The following is a 20,082-nucleotide window of genomic DNA, read 5'->3' on the forward strand; positions in this document are numbered from 1 at the left end:
CCGGCGGATAACCGCGTTGCGGTTATGCGCCCTATGTCGCGGTGTTGCGCGGGGTACGGTGGGGCGTTGTCCGCCGATGCGTCGCTGGGGCGGCGCGCGGGCCTCAGATCACCTTGCCGTCGCGCAGCCTTTCCAGCGCGGTCGCGTCCAGGCCGAGGAGCGTCTCGAGGACCTCGTCGGTGTGCTGGCCGAGGGTCGGCGGCGGGTTGCGGTATTCCACCGGCGTCTCGGACAGGCGGATCGGGCTGGCCACCTGCGGCACCGTGCCGGCCAGCGGGTGCGGTAGCTCCACGCGCAGGCCGCGGGCCTGCACCTGCGGGTCGGCGAACACCTGCGCCAGGTCGTTGATCGGCCCGCAGGGCACGCCGGCGCGCTCCAGGGAAAGAATCCACTCGGCGGTGGTGTGCAGCACCGTGGCCTGGCGGATCAGCGGGATCAGCACCTCGCGGTTGGCCACCCGCGCCTTGTTGGTGGCGAAACGTGGGTCGTCGGCCCATTCCGGATGGTCTGCCAGCTCGGCGAACTTGCGGAACTGGCTGTCGTTGCCGACCGTGAGGATCATGTCGCCGTCGGCGGTGGGGAAGTCCTGGTACGGCACGATGTTCGGGTGTGCGTTGCCCAGGCGCCGCGGCGGCACGCCGGTGGTCAGGTAGTTGAGGGTCTGGTTGGCCAGGCAGGCGACCTGCACGTCGAGCAGAGCCATGTCGATGTGCTGGCCCATGCCGCTGACGTCGCGGTGGGCGAGGGCGGCGAGCACCGCGGTGGAGGAGTACAGTCCGGTGAGGATATCGGTCAGCGCCACGCCGACCTTCACCGGACCGGCACCTTCCTCGTTGTCGGCGCGCCCGGTGAGGCTCATCAGGCCGCCCAGGCCCTGGATCATGAAGTCATAGCCGGCGCGCTTGGCATAGGGGCCGGACTGGCCGAAGCCGGTGATCGAACAGTAGATCAGCTTCGGGTTGACCTGCTTCAGCGATTCATAGTCGAGGCCATAGGCCTTGAGCCCGCCGACCTTGAAGTTCTCCAGCAGGATGTCGGCCTTGGCCGCCAGTTCGCGAACGATGCGCTGGCCTTCCGGCTGGGTGAAGTCCACCGTCACCGACTTCTTGTTGCGGTTGGCCGACAGGTAGTAGGCCGCCTCGCTGGTGTCGTTGCCTTCGGCATCCTTGAGGAACGGCGGGCCCCAGGCGCGGGTGTCGTCGCCGCTGCCGGGGCGCTCGATCTTGATCACCTCGGCGCCGAGGTCGGCGAGGATCTGCCCGGCCCAGGGGCCGGCCAGGACACGGGACAGGTCGAGTACGCGGATATGGGAAAGGGCGCCGGGCATGACGGTTCTCGCTGCTGGGGGCTGGAAACGGAAATGGCCGGGAAGACGGGTTCCTTGCCCGTCTCCCCGGCGGCCGGCGCGCTACCGTGAAAAAGCGCGCCGGGGTGTTGCTCGGTGATTCAGAAGAACGCCTGGATGCCGGTCTGCGCGCGGCCGAGGATCAGCGCGTGGACATCGTGGGTGCCCTCGTAGGTGTTCACCACTTCCAGGTTGACCAGGTGGCGGGCGATGCCGAACTCGTCGGAGATGCCGTTGCCGCCCAGCATGTCGCGGGCCAGGCGGGCGATGTCGAGGGCCTTGCCGCAGCTGTTGCGCTTCATGATCGAGGTGATTTCCACCGCCGCGGTGCCTTCGTCCTTCATCCGCCCCAGGCGCAGGCAGCCTTGCAGGGCCAGGGTGATCTCGGTCTGCATGTCGGCCAGCTTCTTCTGGATCAGTTGGTTGGCGGCCAGCGGGCGGCCGAATTGCTGGCGGTCGAGGACGTACTGGCGGGCGGTATGCCAGCAGAATTCGGCGGCGCCCAGGGCGCCCCAGGAGATGCCGTAGCGCGCCGAGTTCAGGCAGGTGAACGGACCGCGCAGGCCGCGCACTTCGGGGAAGGCGTTCTCTTCCGGAACGAACACGTTGTCCATCACGATCTCGCCGGTGATCGAGGCACGCAGGCCGACCTTGCCATGGATCGCCGGGGCGCTCAGGCCTTCCCAGCCCTTCTCGAGGACGAAGCCGCGGATCTGCCCTTCGTCGTCCTTGGCCCAGACCACGAAGACGTCGGCGATCGGACTGTTGGTGATCCACATCTTGCTGCCGCTCAGGCGATAGCCACCGTCGACCTTCTTCGCCCGGGTGACCATCGAGCCCGGGTCGGAACCGTGGTTCGGCTCGGTCAGGCCGAAGCAGCCGATGTATTCGCCGCTGGCCAGCTTGGGCAGGTACTTCTGCCGGGTGGCTTCGTTGCCGAATTCATGGATCGGCACCATCACCAGCGAGGACTGCACGCTCATCATCGAGCGATAGCCGGAGTCGACGCGCTCGACTTCGCGAGCGATCAGGCCATAGCAGACGTAGTTGAGGCCGCTGCCGCCGTAGGCTTCGGGAATGGTCGCGCCGAGCAGGCCGGTCTCGCCCATCTCGCGGAAGATCTTCGGGTCGGTCTGTTCGTGGCGGAAGGCTTCGAGCACGCGCGGGGCCAGCTTGTCCTGGGCGAACTGCTGGGCGCTGTCGCGAACCATGCGCTCTTCTTCGGTGAGCTGCTGGTCCAGCAGCAGGGGATCTTCCCAGTTGAAGCTAGCTTTGGTGGCCATGCGTACATCCTCGTCAAGCGGTAGCGGAGGCTGGCGTGGGCCAGCCGGAATGGAAGCATCCTAAGAGCCTAGCGAATGGGGCGGCAAACGAGGAATTTGCACGCACTTGTGCTATTTTCTCACTCCGAGAAAATGAGTCTCGTATTTCATGCCCTTGAAGAGGCACGAGGAATCGTGACCTGGGCGTCATAGATGCGAAACCGGCACTCCGGAGCCCTCCATGCGACGCAAGATCCCTTCCACCGCCGCGCTTGTCAGCTTCGAATCCGCCGCGCGCCACGAGAGCTTCACCAAGGCGGCGGAGGAGTTGTCCCTGACCCAGAGCGCGATCTGCCGGCAGATCGCCACGCTCGAGGAGTTCCTCGGTGTCGAGCTGTTCCGCCGCTCGCGGCGCGGGGTCAAGCTCACCGAGGCCGGGCTGTCCTATAGCCGGCGGGTGGCGGTGCGCCTCGACGCGGTGGAGCGCGACACCCTGGCGGTGATGGGGCACCAGGGCGGCGGCGCGATCGAACTGGCGGTGGTGCCGACCTTCGGCACCCAATGGCTGTTGCCGCGGCTCAAGCGCTTCCAGCGGCTGCACCCGGAGGTCACGGTCAACCTGACCAACCGCACCCGCCCATTCCTCTTCGCCGATACCGAGTTCGACGCCGCGCTGTACTTCGGCGACGCCGACTGGTCGGGTACCGTCTCGCACTTCCTGATGCGCGAGAATCCGGTGCCAGTGTGCAGCCCGGAGCTGCTGGGCGGGCGTCGAACGTTGAGCGCCGAGCAGGTCGCCGGGCTGCCGCTGATGCAGCAGAGTACCCGGCCCTACGCTTGGCGCCAGTGGTTCCACTCCCAGGGACTGAACATCGCCCACGACATGAGCGGGCCGCGCTACGAGCTGTTCTCCATGCTTGCCCAGGCGGCCATGCACGGCATGGGCGTGGCCCTCATACCGCCCTTCCTTATCCAGGACGAGCTGGCCGACGGAAGGCTTATCGTGCCCATGCAACATGCCTATTTGAGCGAGAACGCGTATTACCTGATCATTCCCGAGCGCAGGGTCGAATCGGCGATGCTCAATGCCTTCCGCGATTGGCTGGTGGAAGAGGCCAGGCAGTACCGCGAGGCCAACGGGCTGGGCTGAACGCGCAGGAACATCGGGTGGCGCAGGCAGGACGCGCCGCCCCCGGGACCGGGCCGATCCGCCGGGTCCCGCGGAGCCGCGGCGGCGATACCGCCGGGCATCCTCCACGACGGCCAGGATGGCGGCCGCGGAGCACCACACCAGGAGTTCACATGAATTTCCACACCCGCAAGTGGGTCAAGCCAGAAGATCTCAACCCCAACGGCACCCTGTTCGGCGGCAGCCTGCTGCGCTGGATCGACGAAGAAGCGGCGATCTACGCGATCATCCAGCTGGGCAACCAGCGCGTGGTCACCAAGTACATTTCCGAGATCAACTTCGTCAGCTCGGCGCGCCAGGGCGACATCATCGAGCTGGGCATCACCGCCACCGACTTCGGTCGTACCTCGCTGACCATGACCTGCCACGTGCGCAACAAGATCACCCGCAAGAGCATCCTCACCATCGACAAGATGGTCTTCGTCAACCTCGGCCCGGACGGCCTGCCGGCGCCCCACGGCAAGACCGAGATCACCTACATCAAGGACCAGTTCAAGGAAGACGAAGTCCTGCCCTGATCGGCGCGACAAGCGGCCGGCACCCGTGCCGGCCGCCGTGTTTCAGAACAGCCGGGTGAGCAGCCAGTAGAGCGAGGCCGAGAGCAGGATCGCCGCCGGCAGCGTCAGCACCCAGGCCATCAGCAGGTTGCGGATGGTCTTCCACTGTAGTCCCGAACCGTTCGCCGCCATGGTCCCGGCCACCCCGGAAGACAGCACATGGGTGGTGGATACCGGCAAGCCATACAGGTCCGCCGCGCCAATGGTCAGCATCGCCACGGTTTCCGCCGAGGCGCCCTGGGCGTAGGTCAGGTGGGTCTTGCCGATCTTCTCGCCGACCGTCACCACGATGCGTTTCCAGCCGACCATGGTGCCCAGGCCGAGGGCGATGGCCACGGCGATCTTCACCCATAGCGGGATGAACTTGGTGGCGTCGTCGATCTTCCGCTTGAACGCCTGCAACTTGCCGCGGGTGTCGGCGTCGAAGCGGCCGACGCCGTCCTTGTCCATCAGGCGGATCGCCTCGGAGGTCAGGTACATGTCGTTGCGCACGTTGCCCATGGCTTGTGCCGGTACCCGCGAGAATGCGCCATAGCCTTTCACTTCCTGGCCGATCGAGCCGGTCAGGGCGGCCAGCGCCGGGATCAGCTCAGGCGACGCCTGCTTGCTGCGCACGTAGTCGGAGAGTACCTGGCGCGGATCGGCCGGCGCCGGTTGCGGCGCGCTCTTCACCAGCGCTTGCTGGGTGACCTCGGCGACGGCGGCGAACTGCACCGCCTGGTCCGCCGGCATGGTGCGGTTCAGGGCGTAGGCCATCGGCAGGGTGCCGACCAGGATCAGCATGATCAGGCCCATGCCTTTCTGTCCGTCGTTGGAGCCGTGGGCGAAGGACACCCCGGTACAGGTCAGGATCAGCAGGCCGCGGATCCACCAGGGCGGCGGCGCCTTGCCCTTCGGCGCCTTGTACAGCGCGCGGTTCTTCACCAGCAGGCGCAGCGCCAGGAGCAACAGGGCGGCGCAGGCGAAGCCGATCAGCGGCGAGAGCAGCAGGGAGTAGCCGACCTTGGTCGCCTGGCCCCAGTCCACCCCGCTGGTGCCATCGCGCCCGTGCATCAGCGCGTTGGCCACGCCGACGCCGATGATCGAGCCGATCAGGGTGTGCGAGGACGATGCCGGCAGGCCCAGCCACCAGGTCCCGAGGTTCCACAGGATGGCGGCGATCAGCAGGGCGAAGACCATGGCGAAGCCGGCCGAGGAGCCGACTTGCAGGATCAGTTCCACCGGCAGCAGGGCGATGATGCCGAAGGCCACCGCGCCGCTGGAGAGCAATACGCCGAGAAAGTTGAAGCAGCCCGACCAGACCACCGCGAAGTGCGGCGGCAGCGAGTGGGTGTAGATCACCGTGGCCACCGCGTTGGCGGTGTCGTGGAAGCCGTTGACGAACTCGAAGCCGAGGGCGATCAGCAGGGCCACGCCGAGCAGCAGGAAGGGCGTCCAGGTGGTGATCGCGGTACCGACGTCATCGACGTCCTGCATCAGGCTGTAGGCGCTGAACAGCAGTCCGGTGGCGAGCACGGCGAAGAATACGAGGGCGGTGAGGCGGCCGGGACGCTGCTCGAGATGGGGCTTGTGCGCGTTGCCGGCGGCACTGGCGACGGCGTCGGCGGGTAGGACATCGGAGGTCATGGTGCGGGTCCGCGCTGGGGATGACCGGCACATGATGGGCAGGCGATTGTGACAAGTTATGTCTTTCGCATACCGGCTTCGTCTGGCGAAGAAAGGACAAGGGCCGCGGGAGGCCGCCGGAAGCCGGATGGGGTCGGGCGCCAGGCGGCCTGCCCGCTGCGGCCGCGAAGATTAATGAATTCCTGTGGCGAGTGCCATCATTTCGTCGCTAGAAAGTTGGCATGTTGAGAGATTTGCCGATCCGGACACGCGCGGGGAAGGCGAGAGCCACTGGACTAGACTGAGAAGTGCGCGGCGGGGCCGGTCGCTTGCCGGCCCGGTGCGCGGGACGAGCGCCTTCGTCCCGGGGTGGCCCGGCCGGACGGTCGGGGAGGTCGATATGCGGATGCCGTGCCGGCTGGCGCTGGCGCTGTTGCTGTGCTTAGCCGGCCCGGCCTGTCTCGCGGCCTCCGGACCGGTTCGGGTGCTCTCGGTGGATGGTGCGATCGGCCCGGCCAGCGCCGATTACCTGGTGCGCGGCATAGAGCGTGCCGCCGAGGACGGCGCGCAACTGGTGGTGCTGGAACTGGACACGCCCGGCGGCCTGGACGCATCGATGCGGCGCATCGTCAAGGCGATCCTCGCCAGCCAGGTGCCGGTCGCCGGTTTCGTCGCGCCCAGCGGGGCGCGGGCGGCGAGCGCCGGTACCTACATCCTGTATGCCTGCCATATCGCGGCGATGGCGCCGGGCACCAACCTCGGCGCCGCCACCCCGGTGCGCCTGGGGACGCCGGACAAGCCCGCGGAGAAGCCCCCGGCGCGGGACGCCGAACCCATGGCACGCAAGCAGGTCAACGACGCCGCCGCCTATATCCGTGGCCTCGCGCAATTGCGCGGGCGCAACGCCGAATGGGCCGAGCGCGCGGTGCGCGAGGCGGTCAGCCTGGCTGCGCACGAGGCGGCGGCGCAGAAGGTGATCGACTTGCAGGCCCGCGACCTGCCCGACCTGCTGCGCCAACTCGACGGCCGCAGCCTGCGCGTCGGCGAGCGCGCGCTGACCCTGTCTACCGCCGGTGCCACGGTGGAACGTCAGGCACCCGACTGGCGCGCGCGGTTGCTGGCGGTGCTCACCGATCCCAGCGTGGCGCTGATCCTGATGATGATCGGCATCTACGGGCTGATCTTCGAACTGGCCAATCCCGGCATGGCGCTGCCCGGCGTGCTCGGCGGCATCTGCCTGCTGCTCGGCCTGTACGCCCTGCAGATGCTGCCGGTCAACTACGCCGGCCTGGCGCTGATCGCGCTGGGCCTGGCCTTCATGGTGGGCGAGGCGTTCGTCGCCAGCTTCGGCGTGCTCGGCATCGGCGGAATCGTCTCGTTCGTGGTCGGCGCGCTGATCCTGATCGATACCGAGGTGCCCGGCTACGGCATTCCGCCGGGCCTGGTGGTGGCCCTGGCGTTGCTCAGCGCCGCGCTGATCGTCGGTCTGCTGGGCATGGCCCTGCGCACTCGCCGGCAGGCGGTGGTAAGTGGCACCGCCGGTCTGGTCGGCAGCCTGGCGACGGTGGCGGCGGTGGATTCCGAACAACCCTGCGCAGGCTGGGTGCTGCTCCAGGGCGAGCGCTGGCGGGTGCTCGCCGCGCGGCCGCTGGCGGTGGGCCAGCCGGTCTGGGTGCTGGCGCGCAAGGGCCTGCTCCTGGAAGTCGCGCTGGCCGATGAAGGAGGTGGATGATGGGTATTTCCTATGGTTTGGCGATGTTGCTGGCGTTCCTCGCGCTGCTGCTGTTCAGCGCCCTGCGCATCCTCCGCGAGTACGAGCGCGGCGTGGTGTTCCAGCTCGGGCGATTCTGGAAGGTCAAGGGGCCGGGGCTGGTGCTGGTGATTCCGGCGATCCAGCAGATGGTACGCATCGACCTGCGCACCATCGTCCTCGACGTGCCGCCGCAGGATGTGATTTCCCGCGACAACGTTTCGGTGAAGGTCAACGCGGTGGTGTACTTCCGCGTACTCGATCCGCAGAAGGCGATCATCCAGGTGGAGAACTACCTGGCCGCCACCAGCCAGTTGGCCCAGACCACCCTGCGCGCGGTGCTGGGCAAGCACGAACTGGACGAGATGCTCGCCGAGCGCGAGCGCCTGAACCTGGATATCCAGCAGGTGCTCGATGCGCAGACCGACGCCTGGGGCATCAAGGTGGCGAATGTGGAAATCAAGCACGTCGATCTCAACGAGTCGATGGTTCGCGCCATTGCCCGGCAGGCCGAGGCGGAGCGTGAGCGCAGGGCCAAGGTGATCCATGCCGAGGGCGAGCTGCAAGCCTCGGAGAAGCTCATGCAGGCGGCGCAGATGCTCGGCCGGCAGAGTGGCGCCATGCAGTTGCGCTACATGCAGACCCTCGGCGCGATCGCCGGCGACAAGAGTTCGACCATCGTCTTCCCGATGCCGATCGAACTCTTCGGCGGCCAGTACGCAGGTGCCGCGCCGCGGAACGAAAAGGCCGCCGGAGAGGACGAGGAGAGGTGAACGCGCGCGGTTTGTGATGGAAATATCATCGAGCCGCGACACGGGGACATGCGTGCCCGTGGTCGGGATGGCTATGCTGTGGCGATCCACTCCCGGGACGCTCCTTCATGCTGCGATGCGCACTCCTGCTGCTGACATTGCTCCTCCCTTGCGCGCTGCCTGCCGCCAACCTGCGCCTGGTCGGCGACTCCTGGCCGCCTTTCGTCGATTCGCGCCTGCCTGGCAACGGCCTGGCGGTGGAACTGGTGACCACCGCGCTCAAGCGCGCCGGCTTCGACTCGAGCTTCCAGCAGGTACCCTGGTCGCGTGCCCTGCACGGCGTGCGCAGCGGCGACTACGACATCGCCCTGAGCGCCTGGTATGAGCCCGCCCGCAGCCTCTACGGGCAGTTTTCCCGCGCCTACCTGAGCAACCGCATCCGCCTGCTGCAACGCAAGGGGCGGGGTATCGAGTTTTCCCGCCTGAGCGACCTGCGTCCCTACCGCATCGCGGTCGTGCGCGACTATGCCTACGCACCCGAATTCGATCGTGACAGCCGTCTGCAGAAGGTCAACGTGACCAGCTTCGCCAACGCCGCGCGGATGCTCGAGGCGGGGCGGGTCGACCTGGCGGTGGAGGACGAGCTGGCGCTGGGGGTCGCCTTCAAGGGCGAGCTGGCCGATTTGCGCGACAAGCTGGAGGTACTGCCCATCCCGCTTGGCGAGAACGGCCTGCACCTGCTGGTGAGCCTGAGGAATCCCCGGCATGACGAGATCGTCGACGGCTTCGACCTGGCCATCCGCGGCATGCGCGACGACGGCAGCTACCAGCGCCTGCTGGAGCGCTACGGCGCGCGCTAGGGCTGGCCTGGCAGCGGCTGCGCGCCGGCCAGTTCCTTCTTCAGCAAGTGCGCGACCAGGGTGCGCAGCGGGGCGAGCTGGCGGCAGATGTGCGCCAGTTGGGTCTGTACCAGGCGATGGCTGTCGTCCATGTCCTCGGGCATCTGCTCCAGTTCCTTGGCCAGCGCTTCCTCCTCTTCGCTGTAGATGGCGACCGGGCGCTTCTGTTCCAGGCTCGCGGCGATTTCCTCGAGGCTGGCGGAGAGCCGCTCGGCGGCGCGCTCCAGGAGGCCGTCGCTGGCGTCCTCGGGCAGGCTTTCGCGGTGCGCGCCGAGGCCGGATAGATAGCTGAGCAGGGTGTGCGAGAGGATCAGGAAGCGGAAGCCGATCTCGGCGTCCTTCCTGAAGTGGCCGGGCTCCAGGAGCATGTTCGACAGGGTGGTCGAGAGCGCCGCGTCGGCGTTGTGCGCGTTGCGCCGGGCGGTGCGGTAGTCGAGGTCGTCGCGCTTGCCGGTGGCGTACTGCTGCATGATCTGCCGCAGGTAGCGGCTGTTGCAGGCGAGGGTGTTGGCGAGCATGCGGTTGAGCCGGCGGCCCTGCCAGTCGGGCAGCACCAGGAACACCGCGAGGCCGGCGATCAGGCTGCCCAGCAAGGTATCGAACAGGCGGGGCAGGATCAGCCCGTAGCCATCGCCGATCTGGTTGAAGCAGAACAGCACCAGCAGGGTGATCGCCGCCGTCGCCAGGGTATAGCGACTGCTGCGGGTGGCGAAGAAGGCGACCCCGGCGGCGACCGCGAACAGCGACTGCACCAGCGGGCTGGGGAACAGGTCGATCAGTGCCCAGCCGACCACCAGGCCGACCACCGTACCGAGGATCCGCTGCACCAGGCGCAGACGGGTCGCGCCATAGTTGGGCTGGCAGACGAACACCGTGGTGAGCAGTATCCAGTAGCCCTGGGTCGGATGGATCCAGTGCAGCACGCCGTAGCCGGCGGTCAGCGCCAGGGCCATGCGCAGGCCGTGGCGGAACAGCAGCGAGGTCGGGGTGAGCTGCTGGCGCAGGCGCTCGAAGGCGTCCTTCAGGCTGCGCGGCGAGCGGTCGAGCAGGGCGCTGTCCTGTTCGTCGGCGATGGCGTCCGGGTTGCTCGCCCCGGCCAGCTTGCGGTCCAGCGTGGTGAGGTTGGCGGCCAGGGCGCCGAGCGAGCGCAGCAGGCCCTTCCAGGCCGGGTTGCTCTGCTGGCGCAGGTATTCGAGCGAGGCCTGGAGGTCCTCCAGGGCCAGCTCGCGGTCGGCGTAGTCGAACGGCTGGCGCAGGCGGATAGCCCGCGCCAGGGCCTGGCAGGCCTTGCCCTGCTGGTTGAGCAGGCGCTGGCAACGGAACAGCACGTCGCTGTGGAAGAACGCCTCGGCCAGCCGGTTGTACGGGTAGTGCGAGGAACTGGCGCGCTCGTGGACGTCCTGGGCGATGAAATAGAGCTTCAGGTAGCGGCTCACCTTGGGGCCCGGTCGACCATGGCCGAGGCGGTTGAGAATGGTCTCCTTGGCCTGGTTCAGCGCCACCACCACCTTGCCGTTCTGCCGTGCCAGGGCGAGGCGCTGGCCCTCCACGTCGAGTTGGCGCAACGGTTCGAACAGGCTCGACTTGATCCTCAGGTATTCGCCCAGCTCGAAATACAGGCGGGAAAGACTCTGCTGCACCGGCTGGTTGGAGAACAGCGCGTTCCACAGCACCGAGAGCAGCCCGTACCAGGCCGCCCCGGCCACCAGCAGCAGCGGTTCGTGCCAGACATCGGCGACCTCGCCGCCGCGCTGGTCCACGCCGATCATGGTGTAGATCGAGAGGATCAGGGTCGCCGAGGCGATCGCCGCATAGCGCTCGCCGAGGGCGCCGAGGAGGATCATGCCGAACGCCGACAGCGCCATCCCGGAAACGAACAGCCAGGGATAGGGGAACAGCAACTCGACGGCGAAGGCGGCGACGCTGAAGCACAACAGGGTCACCAGCAGCGCTTGCAGGCGGCCGAGCCAGTTGTCGTCGGTCTCCGCCAGGGCGCTGGCGATGATCCCGAGGAACAGCGGGATCAGCAGCTCGATGCGGCCCTGCCACCAGCACAGCAGCAGGACGCCGGCCAGGGCGATGAACACCCGCAGGCTGTAGGCGAACTTGTCGAGGGCCCAGAGGCGGCGGAGCGTGTGTGTCAGCGAAGAGGGCGGCATGGGGCGGAGTGCTATCCGATGGTCCGTGGTTCAGCCTATGTGGCCTGTCCGGCTAATTCAATCGGCCGATTTCGCGCGGCTGGAAGTCCGCTGCCCGCAGCAGCAGGAAACACCGCCGTGGGCAGCTCGGTCGAGCCGGGCATCTGGCGGATGCAGGCTTCGTGCCTGCGACGCTCAGACGTCGTCGCCGCGCCGGACGTTACCCGGCGGCGATATCGCGCGCCGGAGCGGGCCCGGCGAGCGAAGCGGCGGCGCGCTACAGCAGGCGGACCTTGAACGAGCGACCCTTGATCTTGCCTTCGCTCAGGCGCTTGAGGGCCTGGTGGGCGAGGCCGCGCTCGATGGCGACGAAGGCCTGGAAGTCGAAGATGGCGATCTTGCCCACCGCGCTGCCGGGCAGCCCGGCGTCGCCGGTGAGGGCACCGAGCAGGTCGCCGGGGCGCACCTTGTCCTTGCGCCCGCCGGCGATGCACAGGGTGCTCATCGGCGGTAGCAATGGCTCCGGGCTGGCCTTCAACTGGCCGAGGGCATACCAGGCCAGCGGCTGCTTCTGCAGGTCCTCGATGGCCTGCGCGCGGCTGGCCTCGGCCGGCGCCACCAGCGACAGGGCCAGGCCTTTCTCGCCGGCGCGACCGCTGCGTCCGATGCGATGGATGTGGACCTCCGGGTCGCGCGCCAGCTCGACGTTGATCACCGTTTCCAGGGCGGCGATGTCCAGCCCGCGGGCGGCCACGTCGGTGGCCACCAGTACGTTGCAGCTGCGGTTGGCGAACACCGTCAGGACCTGGTCGCGCTCGCGTTGCTCCAGGTCGCCGTGCAGGGCCAGGGCGGAAATCCGCTGCGCCTTCAGTGCGTCGGCCAGCTCCTGGCACTGCTGGCGGGTCTGGCAGAAGGCCACGCAGGACTGCGGCCGGAAATGCTGGAGCAGGCGCACCACGGCGTCCATGCGCTGCTTCGGATCGATCTCGAAGAAGCGCTGCTCGATCTGGCTGTCGGCGTGCAGCGACTCGACCTTCACCTGCCGCGGATCGCGCATGAAGGTCTTCGCCAGCTTCTCGATGCCGTCCGGGTAGGTGGCGGAGAACAGCAGGGTCTGCCGGCGCTCGGGGAGCTGGCCGATGATCTCGGCGATGCTGTCGTAGAAGCCCATGTCGAGCATCCGGTCGGCTTCGTCGAGGACCAGGGTATTGAGCCCGTCGAGGACCAGGGTGCCCTTGCGCAGGTGCTCCTGAATGCGCCCCGGGGTCCCGACCACCACGTGCGCGCCGTGCTCCAGCGAAGCCACCTGCGGGCCATAGGGGACGCCGCCGCAGAGGGTCAGGACCTTGATGTTGTCGGCGGCGCGGGCCAGCCGGCGGATCTCCTTGGCGACCTGGTCGGCCAGTTCGCGGGTCGGGCACAGCACCAGCGCCTGGCAGCCGAAGTAGCGTGGGTTCAGCGGGCTGAGCAGGGCGAGGCCGAAGGCCGCGGTCTTGCCGCTGCCGGTCTTGGCCTGGGCGATCAGGTCGTGGCCCTGGAGGATCAGCGGGAGGCTCTGCGCCTGTATCGGCGTCATCTCCCGGTAACCGAGGGAGTCGAGATTGGCCAGGAGGTCCGCGGAAAGCGGCAGCGAGGAGAAAGCGGTGGAGATCACGGGGCAGGGCTCGGCAGGCGATACGAGCGGCTAGTCTAGCAGCCTGCGGCGGCTTGCCGCGTGCGATCGCCGCCGGAGCAGCAGCGACAGGCAATGTATCTTTGGCCAGTACCGTTCGTCAGAAAAACGAAAAAAGCGCGTTTCTGTATTTTTATACAGGTTCGCTTTCCTCAGTTTTTTGTCGTAGAGTGCTGACACTGTGTTTGCATGGGTCGCCGTCGATCGTGACCTGATGCGGTCGGAAATTCCAGCCCGTCCTGCTCGACTCCTTGTAACTCCTTGCAACTCAGTTACCGGCTACGATTTCGTGGCTAAATCAATACCCATAGTTCCAAGGAGAACTTGCAATGTCCCGTCAGAACGGCACCGTTAAGTGGTTCAACGAAACCAAAGGCTACGGCTTCATTACCCCGGAAAGCGGCCCGGACGTTTTCGTTCACTTCCGTGCCATCGAAGGTAACGGCTTCAAGACCCTGGCCGAAGGCCAGAAGGTCAGCTTCGAAGTCGTACAAGGCCAGAAAGGCATGCAGGCCGAGCGCGTTCAGGTGATCAACTAAGATCCCTGGGCCCCAGCCCGAAGAACCCGGATGGAAGCATCCGGGTTTTTTATTGCCCGGAGAAAACCGTCACACTGTATTCGCCTGCCGTTCACCCTGTCTTGACGAGTTCCCGCCCAGAGTGGCCCGGTCCCGTTCGGAGTCGTTTCGATGAAGCCTGTGCAATCCCGTCGTCTGGCCTTCGCCGCACTGTTGTCGCTGTCGTTCTCTTCCGCGTCCTGCCATGCCGCCACCGAGCACTGGGGCTGGATCGAGCAGTCCTGGCTGATGCCCGAGCGCATGCAGGCCAAGGCCAAGCTGGATACCGGCGCGCTGACCTCGTCGCTGGACGCGAGGAATATCCATCGCTACAAGAAGGACGGCGAGCGCTGGGTGCGCTTCGATGTGGTGCTGCCCACCGCCGACAGCAAGGCGCCGGTCAGCGTGACCTTCGAGCGCAAGGTGCTGCGGCTGATCAAGGTACGCGGCGCCGGCGGCAGCGACAGCCGTCCGGTGGTGGCGATGGACATCTGCCTGGGCGCCAAGCTGCTGCGCGAGCAGTTCTCCCTGCGCGACCGCGGCAACATGAACTATCCGGTGCTGCTCGGCCGCCGCACGCTCGAACACCTCGGCGCGGTCGACGTGTCCCGAACCTTCACCCGCAAACCTACCTGCAGCGCGCTCGCCGCTCAGTAGAAGAACCAGCGCAGCAGTCCAGCGCCACCCAGAACAGCACGATCAGCGCAGCCATCCACAGGTTGCGCGGGCGCGTCTCGACCTCGCGAGCCCGCGCGCGGCACTCGGCGAGCAGCGCGGGTGGGGTGAGGCGGATCGCCAGCCAGATCCCCAGCGGCACCAGCAACAGGTCGTCGAGGTAGCCGAGCAGCGGGATGAAGTCCGGGATCAGGTCGATCGGACTCAGCGCATAGGCCACCACCAGCAACGCCACCAGCCGGGCCAGCCAGGGCATGTGCGGATGGCGGCTGCACAGCCAGAGGACGATGACCTCGGTCTTCAGCTCGCGAGCCCAGCGCTTGAGCGTAGCGAGCCAGGCCATCCTAGAGGTCCGGGTCCTTTTCCGGATCGACCCGGCGCGGGCTGGTGCGGCCGTCCTCGCTGCCGAGCTGGAAGAAGATCGCCGCGGCCAGCATCGACATCAGGCCGACGCTGACGTAGGTGGCGTGGAAGGCGCCGAGCACGGTGTCCTGCCCCGTATCCAGGTCGGTCTGGAAACCGCCCAGCAACGCCGCCGCGCAAGCCACGCCGAGGCTGATCGACAATTGCACGACCACCGACATCAGGCTGTTGCCGCTGCTGGCGTTGCTGTCCTGCAGGTCGATCAGGGTGAGGGTGTTCATCGCCGTGAATTGCAGGGAGTTCACCGCGCCGAGCAGGCTCAGGTGGAGCAGCAGCCAGACGTAGGGGGTGTCCTGGTCGACCAGGCCGAAGCCGGCGATCAGGCAGCCGAGGATCAGGGTGTTGCCGACCAGCAACTTGCGATAGCCGAAGAAGTCCAGCAGTGGCTTGGCCATCGGCTTGGCGACCATCGCGAACAGCGCCAGCGGGATCATGGTCATGCCCGCGGTGGAGGGCGGGTAGCCCAGTCCCACCTGCAGCAGCAGAGGGGTGAGGAAGGGCAGGGCGCCGCTGCCCAGGCGGGCGAACAGGTTGCCGAGGATGCCGACGGCGAAGGTCCGCGCCTTGAACAGGCTCGGCGGGAACAGCGGCTTGTCGATGCGCAGCGCGCGCAGCCAGTAGGCGGTGAGCAGGACCAGTCCGCCGATCAGCAGCAGGACCACGCGCAGGTGCGACAGGTGCAGCTCGCCGAGTCCTTCCAGGGCGATGGAGATCAGCACCATGGAGCCGCCGAAGAGCAGGAAGCCGATGCTGTCGAAACGGCTCGGCACCGGGCTGCGCAGGTCCGGCATCAGTTTCATCGCCACCAGGCAGCCGAGCAGGCCGACCGGCAGATTGATCAGGAAGATCCAGTGCCAGGAGGCGTACTCCACCAGCCAGCCGCCCAGCGTCGGTCCCGCCAGCGGGCCGAGCAGTCCGGGAATGGTGACGAAGCTGAGAACCCGCACCAGGTCCTGGCGCGGGTAGACGCGGAGGATCACCAGCCGTCCCACCGGCATCATCAGCGCGCCGCCGACGCCCTGTACGATGCGTGCCCCGACCAGCAGTTCGAGGCTCGGCGAAAGCGCGCAAAGCAACGAGCCGAGGCTGAACAGCAGTACCGCGCCGAGGAACACCCGGCGTGTGCCGAAACGGTCGGCGATCCACCCCGAGGCCGGTATCAGCAGGGCCACCGTGAGCAGGTAGGCGATCACCACCGCCTGCATGCGCAGCGGGTTTTCGTTCAGCGAACTGGCCATGCTCGGCAGCGCGGTGTTGAGGATGGTGCCGTCGAGGGCTTGCATGAAGAAGGCGACGGCAACCAGCCAGGGCAGTTGGCGGGCGATGCGGGGGGTGAGCTGGAACGGCTCGCTCATGGACGGGCTCCCTCGGGCGGACAGGGCCCAAGCATAGAGAAGTTCTCGCCGCGATGGGACGGCCGGCGACCGGATTGGGGCGAACAGCGGGCATTGCGGCGGAAGTCGCGAGCCAGAGAGGTCGCCTTTCATTGTCCTGGGTCAAGCCGAAGCGCTGGCGTCCGCCGGCTGCTGTGCTAGTACTCAAGAGTCACCCCGTCAGTGGCTGCGGATGCGACGCCGGCGCTTCGTCATCGCACGGACATGCCCCGCGTTGCATGCTCGACGGCGCGTGCTTCACCGCCTTGTCGCGATGTCCTCCACGCACCGCTCGGCGACCCCGGTCGCCGCTGCCGTCGCCGAAGCCCACCTTCCGTGGAAACAGGAGCCCTCCCATGGCCCAGGAACTTTGCGCTATCTGCCACGAACGTCCCGCCGTCGCCCGCGTCAGCCTGGTACAGAACGGCCAGCGCCGCGAACTCGCCCTCTGCGAACTGCACTACCGCCAGTTGATGCGCCAGCAGCGCATGCGCTCGCCGCTGGAGTCGCTGTTCGGCGGCGGCAGCCCGTTCGACGAGATCTTCTCCGGCTTCGGCGAGCAGAGTCCGGTCACCCCGGTGCGCGCCCGCGAGCCGGAGGCGGTGGACATCGCCGAGTACTTCAGCAAGCAGACCACCGAGTACCTGCAACGCGCCGCGCAGGTCGCCGCCGAATTCGGCAAGCGCGAAGTGGACACCGAGCACCTGCTCTACGCCCTGGCCGACGCCGACGTGGTGCAGGCGGTGCTCAAGCAGTTCGGCCTGTCGCCGGCCGATCTCAAGCAGTACATCGAGGCCAACGCCGTGCGCGGCGCCAGCAAGGGCGAGGCGAGCGAGGACATGACCATCTCGCCGCGGGTGAAGAGCGCCTTGCAGCATGCCTTCGCCCTGTCCCGCGAGCTTGGCCACAGCTATGTCGGCCCCGAGCACCTGTTGCTCGGCCTGGCGGCGGTGCCGGACAGCTTCGCCGGGACTCTCCTGAAGAAGTACGGCCTGACCGAGCAGGCGCTGCGACAGAAAGCGGTCAAGGTGGTCGGCAAGGGCGCCGAGGACGGCCGCGTGGACGGCCCGAGCAACACTCCGCAACTGGACAAGTTCAGCCGCGACCTGACCCGGCTGGCCCGCGAAGGCAAGCTCGATCCGGTGATCGGCCGCTCGAAGGAAGTCGAGACCACCATCGAGGTGCTCGCCCGGCGCAAGAAGAACAACCCGGTGCTGATCGGCGAGCCCGGCGTCGGCAAGACCGCCATCGTCGAAGGCCTGGCCCAGCGCATGGTCCAGGGCGAGGTGCCGGAGGTGCTGCGCGACAAGCGCCTGGTCGAACTGAACATCAACGCCATGGTCGCCGGCGCCAAGTACCGCGGCGAGTTCGAGGAACGCCTCAAGCAGGTGATGGACGAACTGCAGGCGGCGCAGAGCGAGATCATCCTGTTCATCGACGAGGTGCACACCATCGTCGGTGCCGGCCAGGGCGGCGGCGAAGGCGGGCTGGACGTGGCCAACGTGCTGAAGCCGGCGATGGCGCGCGGCGAGATGAACCTGATCGGCGCCACCACCCTCAACGAGTACCAGAAGTACATCGAGAAGGACGCCGCACTGGAGCGGCGCTTCCAGCCGGTGTTCGTCCCCGAGCCGACGGTGGAGCAGACCATCTCCATCCTCCGTGGCCTGCGCGACAAGCTCGAAGGCCACCACAAGGTGACCATCCGCGACGAGGCCTTCGTCGCCGCCGCCGAGTTGTCCGACCGCTACATCGGCAACCGCTTCCTGCCGGACAAGGCCATCGACCTGATCGACCAGGCCGCCGCCCGCGTGCGCATCGCCAGCACCTCGCGGCCGGCCGAGATCCAGGAACTGGAGGCCGAGCTGGCGCAGCTCAAGCGCGAGCAGGACTACGCCGCCAGCCGCAAGTGGTACGACGAGGCGAAGGTCTTCGAGAAACGCATCCAGGAGCGCAAGGAACACCTCGAGCAGATCACCGAGCGCTGGCAGCAGACCCAGGGGTCGAAGACCGAGGAGGTACGGGTCGAGGACATCGCCGAGATCATCTCCAGGCTCACCGGCATCCCGGTCACCGAGCTGACCGCCGAGGAGCGTGAGAAGCTCCTGCAGATGGAAGAGCGTCTGCACCAGCGGGTGATCGGCCAGCAGGAAGCGATCACCGCGGTCAGCGACGCCGTGCGCCTGGCCCGCGCCGGGCTGCGCCAGGGCAGCCGGCCGATCGCCACCTTCCTGTTCCTCGGCCCGACCGGGGTGGGCAAGACCGAGCTGGCCAAGGCCCTGGCCGAGGTGGTGTTCGGCGACGAGGACGCGATGATCCGCATCGACATGAGCGAATACATGGAGCGCCACGCGGTGTCCCGGCTGATCGGTGCGCCGCCGGGCTACGTCGGCTACGACGAGGGCGGCCAGCTCACCGAGCGGGTGCGCCGGCGGCCGTACAGCGTGATCCTGCTCGACGAGATCGAGAAGGCCCACGCCGACGTCAACAACATCCTCCTGCAGGTGTTCGACGACGGCCGCCTGACCGACGGCAAGGGGCGCGTGGTGGACTTCACCAACACCATCATCATCGCCACCAGCAACCTCGGCTCCGAGCTGATCATGAAGAACGCCCAGGCCGGCGAGTTCGCCCAGCCGCCGGAGAAGCTCAAGCGCGAACTGATGAATACCCTGCGCGGACATTTCCGCCCGGAATTCCTCAACCGCCTCGACGAGGTGATCGTCTTCGAGTCGCTGAGCAAGGCGCAGATCGAGGACATCGTGCGCCTGCAACTGGAGCGGGTGAAGCGCGCCGCGCACGCTCAGGACATCTACCTGCACATCGACGACAGCCTGGTCGGCCACCTCGCCGAAGAGGCCTACCAGCCGGAGTTCGGCGCACGCGAGCTGAAGCGGCAGATCCGTCAGCAACTGGAGACGCGCCTGGCTACGGCCATGCTCAAGGGCGATGTGAAGGAAGGCGAGACGGTCACCTTCTTCCACGACGCCAAGGACGGCGTCGGCTACCGCAAGGGCGCCGCGCCGAAGCCGGCGGCACGCAAGAAGGCCGTAGCCGGCGAGACGCCCAAGGGACGGGCGACGGCGGCGAAGAAGCCGGCGGCGAAGAAAGGTGCCGCCGCCAAGGGCAAGGCCGACAAGCCGAAGGCCAAGTGACCCGACCAAGGTTGGGGAACAAGGCACCGGCCGGCCGGTCGAAATCTCACCCCGGCCCGCGAATGCGGCCGGGGCGTTCGATATCTCATGAGGAATTGCCGATGCGCGTCACCACCCACGCTACCCTGGCCGCGGCCCTGCTGTTCAGTGCCGCTTCCGCGTTCGCCTTCAACCTCGGGGACGCCGCCAAGGCGGTCGCCGGGGCATCCCAGGGCGACTCCGCCCAGGTAGCCACCACCCCGCAGACCAGCGGTCTGCTCGGCGCACTCACCGGCCAGCTCGGGGTCAGCCAGGAGCAGGCGGTCGGCGGTACCGGCGCCCTGCTCGGTCTGGCCAAGAACCAGTTGGCCGGCAACGATTATTCGCAACTGGTGAAGACCATCCCGGGACTCGACAAGCTGGCCGGCAACAACGCCCTGGCCGGTCTCGGCGGGCTCGGCAACGTGCTCGGCAAGAGCGGCGGCGAAAGCCAGGGCCTCGGTTCGTTGCTCGGCAATGCGGACAGCATGGGCGACGTGAACAAGGCCTTCAACACCCTGGGCATGGATAGCGGGATGACCGAGAAGTTCGCCCAGGTGCTGGTCGACTATTTCGGCAAGCAGGGCGCCAACAGCGAGTTGCTGGGCAGCCTGAGCAACCTCTGGGGGGTGAGCAAGGCGGGCGGCTCGTCGTTGCTCTGATCTGCCGCCAGCGGATCGGCGGATAACCGCGTTGCGGTTATCCGCCCTAC

15 protein-coding genes and 1 pseudogene are annotated in these 20,082 nt (G+C 67.4%); 9 read left to right on the top strand and 7 right to left on the bottom strand.

The genetic code is table 11. The annotated features are described in order from the left end of the window. Window positions 1-103: 103 nt before the first annotated feature. Together HMPREF2886_RS08605 and HMPREF2886_RS08610 are read right to left on the bottom strand one after the other, a co-directional pair. The gene (locus HMPREF2886_RS08605) at window positions 104-1,327 is read right to left on the bottom strand and encodes a CaiB/BaiF CoA transferase family protein (RefSeq protein ID WP_033978062.1); all 1,224 of its coding nucleotides are present in this window, start codon (window positions 1,325-1,327) and stop codon (window positions 104-106) included. 119 nt (window positions 1,328-1,446) lie between these two features. Beyond that, window positions 1,447-2,628 carry an acyl-CoA dehydrogenase gene (locus tag HMPREF2886_RS08610; protein ID WP_003084682.1) on the bottom strand — a complete coding sequence of 394 codons (1,182 nt, stop codon included), beginning with the start codon at window positions 2,626-2,628 and terminating at the stop codon, window positions 1,447-1,449. 220 nt (window positions 2,629-2,848) lie between these two features. On the opposite strand from HMPREF2886_RS08610, the gene HMPREF2886_RS08615 reads away from it, so the two are divergent. Continuing rightward, window positions 2,849-3,757, top strand: a complete 909-nt coding sequence (locus HMPREF2886_RS08615; RefSeq protein ID WP_070747150.1) for a LysR family transcriptional regulator — start codon at window positions 2,849-2,851, stop codon at window positions 3,755-3,757. Between the two features lie 152 nt (window positions 3,758-3,909). Next, window positions 3,910-4,314 carry an acyl-CoA thioesterase gene (locus tag HMPREF2886_RS08620; protein WP_003084686.1) on the top strand — a complete coding sequence of 135 codons (405 nt, stop codon included), beginning with the start codon at window positions 3,910-3,912 and terminating at the stop codon, window positions 4,312-4,314. 42 nt (window positions 4,315-4,356) lie between these two features. On the opposite strand, the gene HMPREF2886_RS08625 is transcribed toward HMPREF2886_RS08620, so the two are convergent. Then, the gene (locus tag HMPREF2886_RS08625) at window positions 4,357-5,979 is read right to left on the bottom strand and encodes an inorganic phosphate transporter (protein WP_033971379.1); all 1,623 of its coding nucleotides are present in this window, start codon (window positions 5,977-5,979) and stop codon (window positions 4,357-4,359) included. Between the two features lie 379 nt (window positions 5,980-6,358). On the opposite strand from HMPREF2886_RS08625, the gene HMPREF2886_RS08630 reads away from it, so the two are divergent. From HMPREF2886_RS08630 to HMPREF2886_RS08640, 3 genes are all read left to right on the top strand, one after another. Then, complete coding sequence (locus tag HMPREF2886_RS08630; protein ID WP_079394866.1) at window positions 6,359-7,690, top strand: NfeD family protein; 1,332 nt, start codon at window positions 6,359-6,361, stop codon at window positions 7,688-7,690. Then, on the top strand, window positions 7,687-8,481 hold the full coding sequence (locus HMPREF2886_RS08635; RefSeq protein ID WP_033971382.1) for a slipin family protein: 795 nt from the start codon (window positions 7,687-7,689) through the stop codon (window positions 8,479-8,481). The genes HMPREF2886_RS08630 and HMPREF2886_RS08635 overlap by 4 nt, the downstream gene beginning before the upstream one ends. Before the next feature lie 107 nt (window positions 8,482-8,588). Then, complete coding sequence (locus HMPREF2886_RS08640; protein ID WP_033971383.1) at window positions 8,589-9,320, top strand: substrate-binding periplasmic protein; 732 nt, start codon at window positions 8,589-8,591, stop codon at window positions 9,318-9,320. On the opposite strand, the gene yccS is transcribed toward HMPREF2886_RS08640, so the two are convergent. Together yccS and dbpA are read right to left on the bottom strand one after the other, a co-directional pair. After that, entirely contained in the window at window positions 9,317-11,518 is a 2,202-nt protein-coding gene (gene yccS / locus HMPREF2886_RS08645; protein WP_070747152.1) for a YccS family putative transporter, read from the bottom strand. The two genes, HMPREF2886_RS08640 and yccS, sit on opposite strands and share 4 nt — an antisense overlap. Before the next feature lie 256 nt (window positions 11,519-11,774). Next, the gene (dbpA, locus tag HMPREF2886_RS08650; protein ID WP_033978059.1) at window positions 11,775-13,151 is read right to left on the bottom strand and encodes an ATP-dependent RNA helicase DbpA; all 1,377 of its coding nucleotides are present in this window, start codon (window positions 13,149-13,151) and stop codon (window positions 11,775-11,777) included. 347 nt (window positions 13,152-13,498) lie between these two features. Here dbpA and HMPREF2886_RS08655 point away from each other — a divergent pair, with 347 nt between their 5' ends. Next, window positions 13,499-13,708: a cold-shock protein gene (locus HMPREF2886_RS08655; protein WP_003084710.1), complete on the top strand. Its 210-nt coding sequence runs from the start codon at window positions 13,499-13,501 to the stop codon at window positions 13,706-13,708. A 150-nt stretch (window positions 13,709-13,858) separates the two neighbouring features. Next, window positions 13,859-14,383 (top strand): retropepsin-like aspartic peptidase RloA3, encoded by a 525-nt coding sequence (locus HMPREF2886_RS08660; RefSeq protein WP_003113272.1) that lies wholly within the window; start codon window positions 13,859-13,861, stop codon window positions 14,381-14,383. Here HMPREF2886_RS08660 and HMPREF2886_RS08665 read toward each other — a convergent pair. Both HMPREF2886_RS08665 and mdtD read right to left on the bottom strand, forming a co-directional pair. After that, window positions 14,377-14,744: pseudogene (locus HMPREF2886_RS08665) on the bottom strand (YkvA family protein). The gene HMPREF2886_RS08660 and the pseudogene HMPREF2886_RS08665 sit on opposite strands and share 7 nt — an antisense overlap. Before the next feature lies 1 nt (window position 14,745). Continuing rightward, window positions 14,746-16,179: a multidrug transporter subunit MdtD gene (mdtD, locus tag HMPREF2886_RS08670; protein ID WP_003084717.1), complete on the bottom strand. Its 1,434-nt coding sequence runs from the start codon at window positions 16,177-16,179 to the stop codon at window positions 14,746-14,748. A gap of 374 nt (window positions 16,180-16,553) precedes the next feature. On the opposite strand from mdtD, the gene clpG reads away from it, so the two are divergent. Both clpG and HMPREF2886_RS08680 read left to right on the top strand, forming a co-directional pair. Further along, window positions 16,554-19,352 carry an AAA family protein disaggregase ClpG gene (gene clpG / locus HMPREF2886_RS08675; RefSeq protein WP_033978057.1) on the top strand — a complete coding sequence of 933 codons (2,799 nt, stop codon included), beginning with the start codon at window positions 16,554-16,556 and terminating at the stop codon, window positions 19,350-19,352. A gap of 101 nt (window positions 19,353-19,453) precedes the next feature. Beyond that, on the top strand, window positions 19,454-20,032 hold the full coding sequence (locus HMPREF2886_RS08680; protein WP_033971391.1) for a DUF2780 domain-containing protein: 579 nt from the start codon (window positions 19,454-19,456) through the stop codon (window positions 20,030-20,032). Window positions 20,033-20,082 lie beyond the last annotated feature (50 nt).

This window comes from Pseudomonas sp. HMSC066A08, assembly GCF_001813025.1.
GTDB classification, from domain to species: domain Bacteria; phylum Pseudomonadota; class Gammaproteobacteria; order Pseudomonadales; family Pseudomonadaceae; genus Pseudomonas; species Pseudomonas aeruginosa.

Excerpts from the sequence above, each read along its gene's own strand:
- HMPREF2886_RS08630 (WP_079394866.1), top strand. The coding sequence starts at position 6,359 with ATGCGGATGCCGTGCCGGCTGGCGCTGGCGCTGTTGCTGTGCTTAGCC.
- HMPREF2886_RS08615 (WP_070747150.1), top strand. The coding sequence starts at position 2,849 with ATGCGACGCAAGATCCCTTCCACCGCCGCGCTTGTCAGCTTCGAATCC.
- HMPREF2886_RS08655 (WP_003084710.1), top strand. The coding sequence starts at position 13,499 with ATGTCCCGTCAGAACGGCACCGTTAAGTGGTTCAACGAAACCAAAGGC.
- HMPREF2886_RS08680 (WP_033971391.1), top strand. The coding sequence starts at position 19,454 with ATGCGCGTCACCACCCACGCTACCCTGGCCGCGGCCCTGCTGTTCAGT.
- HMPREF2886_RS08610 (WP_003084682.1), bottom strand. The coding sequence starts at position 2,628 with ATGGCCACCAAAGCTAGCTTCAACTGGGAAGATCCCCTGCTGCTGGAC.
- HMPREF2886_RS08640 (WP_033971383.1), top strand. The coding sequence starts at position 8,589 with ATGCTGCGATGCGCACTCCTGCTGCTGACATTGCTCCTCCCTTGCGCG.
- HMPREF2886_RS08620 (WP_003084686.1), top strand. The coding sequence starts at position 3,910 with ATGAATTTCCACACCCGCAAGTGGGTCAAGCCAGAAGATCTCAACCCC.
- HMPREF2886_RS08660 (WP_003113272.1), top strand. The coding sequence starts at position 13,859 with ATGAAGCCTGTGCAATCCCGTCGTCTGGCCTTCGCCGCACTGTTGTCG.
- HMPREF2886_RS08605 (WP_033978062.1), bottom strand. The coding sequence starts at position 1,327 with ATGCCCGGCGCCCTTTCCCATATCCGCGTACTCGACCTGTCCCGTGTC.
- clpG (WP_033978057.1), top strand. The coding sequence starts at position 16,554 with ATGGCCCAGGAACTTTGCGCTATCTGCCACGAACGTCCCGCCGTCGCC.
- HMPREF2886_RS08635 (WP_033971382.1), top strand. The coding sequence starts at position 7,687 with ATGATGGGTATTTCCTATGGTTTGGCGATGTTGCTGGCGTTCCTCGCG.
- HMPREF2886_RS08625 (WP_033971379.1), bottom strand. The coding sequence starts at position 5,979 with ATGACCTCCGATGTCCTACCCGCCGACGCCGTCGCCAGTGCCGCCGGC.
- yccS (WP_070747152.1), bottom strand. The coding sequence starts at position 11,518 with ATGCCGCCCTCTTCGCTGACACACACGCTCCGCCGCCTCTGGGCCCTC.
- mdtD (WP_003084717.1), bottom strand. The coding sequence starts at position 16,179 with ATGAGCGAGCCGTTCCAGCTCACCCCCCGCATCGCCCGCCAACTGCCC.